This is a genomic window from Candidatus Propionivibrio aalborgensis, assembly GCF_900089945.1.
Taxonomy (GTDB): Bacteria; Pseudomonadota; Gammaproteobacteria; order Burkholderiales; family Rhodocyclaceae; genus Propionivibrio; species Propionivibrio aalborgensis.
In genome coordinates, this window is the sequence record NZ_FLQY01000011.1 from 1 (window position 1) to 2,090 (window position 2,090).

A 2,090-nucleotide genomic window follows, 5' to 3' on the forward strand; every position below is an offset into this window, starting at 1 on the left:
CCTGCAAACACGCTCCGGAAATCCCCGACCTGTTCGAACTTCTGGCCTCGATCAGGAGCCCACTCCATGTCTGAAGCGTATGCCATGACTGCAACGATGCGATTTTCGCCAAGTCTCTGGACGGTTTTGAAAGAAGATCTGGCCTGTGTTTTCCAGCGCGACCCGGCGGCCCGTTCGAGGCTGGAGGTGGTGATGACTTACCCCGGCGTGCATGCCCTGTTCATACACCGGCTGGCGCATCGCCTGTGGAAGACCGACTGGCGATTCTCGGCGCGTTTGCTGTCCTTCTTCGGGCGTACGCTGACCAACGTCGATATTCATCCTGGAGCCAGCATCGGACGCCGCCTCTTTATCGACCATGGCGCAGGCGTGGTGATCGGCGAGACGGCCGAAATCGGCGACGACGTAACGCTCTACCACGGCGTCACCCTCGGCGGCACGTCTTGGAACAAGGGCAGACGTCACCCGACCTTGGGCAGCAACGTCGTGGTTGGCGCCGGCGCAAAGATTCTCGGCCCGATCACCGTCGGCGAGCGTGTTCGTGTCGGAGCCAACTCGGTGGTCGTCAAAGACGTAGCGGCCGATCGCACCGTGGTCGGTGTGCCGGGACGCATCGTCGACAGCTTTGCCGGCGGCGGACCGAGACCGCATCAGGAGCACATCGGCGGCATAAACCTCGACCACAACCTGCTCCCCGATCCGGTGGCCAAATCCATCGCCTGCCTGATCGAACGCATAGACATGCTGGAGCGGGATCTCGCCGATCTGCGTCACGAACCACCACCGTCCGAGCATGTCGGGCAATGCCGAACCTGTTCTGCGGGCGATCTGTGCTGTGAGCACGAGTCGATGCAACGCGAACTGAACTGAAATACGCCATGGACCTGCTCGATTTTTCCGACTGCACGTTGTATTTCGAGGATCCCTTGCCCGCCGAAGTGGAGGATCTGATCGCCCAGGCTGCGCACGAATATGGTGGAGCCGGCGCCGAAACGTCCCTGCTGCGCGCACGCCGCCTCGCCCCCGAAAATCTCACGGTACTGGTCGGCCTATACCGCTACTACTTTTACCAGCACCGGCTGGAAGACGCCATGCAGGTTGCCGAGCGCGCCATCTACCTGTCCGGTCGCCATCTCGGGTTGCCGGCGGACTGGGCTGAGCTCGACGAAGCCTGGCTCGCCGCTGCCGCTGCCACCTCGTTCGGGCTCTTGCGCTTTTACCTGCTGGCGCACAAAGCGGCCAGCGTCGTCCTGCTACGGCTTGGTCGCATTCCCGAATCCCGTGCCCGTCTGACGAAGCTGGCTTCGCTCGATTCCCGCGACCAGCTCGGCGCCATGAAACTGCTCGACGTTGTCGATGAATTTCAAAGCCCGTCGGAGGCAGCCGAAGACATTTCCGCCGAAGCTGTTTCCGAACTCACCGTCCCGTGATCTGTAACCCGTACTCCGAGGAGGCTGCAATGGATGACACACTGACGTTAACCGAAGCAATGCACGAACTGGCTTCCGCCGAGGACTTCCTCGACTATTTCGACGTCAAATACGACGCCCGAGTTGTCCAGGTAAATCGCCTGCATATCCTGCAGCGCTTCCATGACTATCTGACCAAGCAGGCGCCCAACCTGCCGCCGGCAGAAGATGCCCAGCGCGTTATTTACCGCCTGTGGCTGGAGCGCGCCTACAAGGATTTCGAAACGTCCGACGCGTCGACCGAGAGAGTCTTCGCCGTTTTCCAGCGCGCCGAAACGCCCGGTGGCGGGACAAGCTCCTTTGTGCCGCTGGAGAAAGTGTTTCGGTGATGATGGACACGCGCTGGGACTTCGGAGAATCGGTACGCCTGATCCGGAATGTCCGCAACGACGGCACCTACCCCGGCCTGGAAACCGGCGCGCCGCTGGTTCGCCGCGGCAGCATCGGTTTCGTGGTCGACATCGGTACTTTCTTGCAGGACCAGATCATCTATTCGGTGAATTTTCTCGACGAAGGGAAGATCGTCGGTTGTCGCGAAGAGGAGCTGATCGGCGCCGAAGATCCCTGGAAACCTTCGCTGTTCGAGTTTAGGGAAAAGGTCCGATCGACCAAGAATCTCTC

4 protein-coding genes are annotated in these 2,090 nt (G+C 60.8%); all 4 read left to right on the plus strand.

Features of this window, described 5'->3' with window-relative positions:
• Positions 1-66: 66 nt before the first annotated feature.
• A complete protein-coding gene (gene cysE / locus PROAA_RS00905; protein ID WP_186409506.1) occupies positions 67-870 on the plus strand; it encodes a serine O-acetyltransferase in 804 nt (267 codons plus the stop codon).
• Between the two features lie 8 nt (positions 871-878).
• Positions 879-1,430: a hypothetical protein gene (locus tag PROAA_RS00910; RefSeq protein ID WP_186409507.1), complete on the plus strand. Its 552-nt coding sequence runs from the start codon at positions 879-881 to the stop codon at positions 1,428-1,430.
• Positions 1,431-1,459: 29 nt separating this feature from the next.
• Complete coding sequence (gene nifW, locus PROAA_RS00915; RefSeq protein WP_186409508.1) at positions 1,460-1,798, plus strand: nitrogenase-stabilizing/protective protein NifW; 339 nt, start codon at positions 1,460-1,462, stop codon at positions 1,796-1,798.
• On the plus strand, positions 1,798-2,090 hold a 293-nt coding region (locus PROAA_RS00920; protein ID WP_245664105.1), incomplete at its 3' end, for a nitrogen fixation protein NifZ. The genes nifW and PROAA_RS00920, both read left to right, overlap by 1 nt.